This is a genomic window from Sphingobacterium sp. 1.A.4, assembly GCF_002734245.1.
In the GTDB taxonomy this organism is placed as follows: domain Bacteria; phylum Bacteroidota; class Bacteroidia; order Sphingobacteriales; family Sphingobacteriaceae; genus Sphingobacterium; species Sphingobacterium tenebrionis.
The window spans coordinates 1-701 of sequence record NZ_PEAZ01000016.1 but is presented as its reverse complement, the minus strand read 5'-3'; the positions used below and the strand labels follow the sequence as shown (position 1 = coordinate 701).

General features: G+C 49.5%; 1 protein-coding gene. It reads right to left on the bottom strand.

Features of this window, described 5'->3' with window-relative positions; translation table 11 throughout:
• Nucleotides 1-701 (bottom strand): transposase (locus CRJ00_RS02095; RefSeq protein WP_144038062.1); only part of this gene is annotated, 701 nt, incomplete at both ends.

Below are 701 nucleotides of genomic sequence, written 5' to 3'. Positions count from 1 at the left end.
ATAAAAGCTTTGTCTTTCCACTTTTTTGCCCATTTTCTGAGGTTATGGGCAATGGCCATCAATCCGAACTCCACAGCGACTTTCTCCAGTCCTTTCATTGTGAACCGGGTAAACCTGTTGTTGCTTTTCATCTGACCGAAAACAGCTTCCACTTCTATGGGTCGCTTGCTCCGATGGTACATTCCCTCTTCCGATAGCAGTCTTTCCCGGGCTTTATCCTTGAGCTGATTGAGCCTGTGGTTCACTTCAATGAGCCGATCGCCTTTAGCTTTATGGCACCCACTGCGCATCGGGCAGCCCTCACATCGCCGAGCCTGGTAACAGCTGACCTGGGCAGTGTATCCGTTGGCACTGACTCTGGTTGCATGACCGATAAAGCTGAGCTTCTGTCCTGCCGGACACACATAAAAGTCCTCCTGCTGGTTGTAATATAGGTTCTGTACCGAGAAAGGATCCTGTTTATCCTTGCGCTTTTGTTCCATATGGAAGTAATTGTACTTCACAAAAGCGGTTATACCCTGTCCTTCCATCAGCTCGTAGTTCTGCTCGCTACCATATCCGGCATCTGCGACGATGGATTCACTCTGTTTTCCGTAATGGGACTCAAAGCCTTCCAGGTGTTCGGGCAGGGTTGTGGTATCTGCGGCCGTTTGATGGATGCTATAATGGGTGATGAACTGCTCTTCGGTGCTGATCTGGGT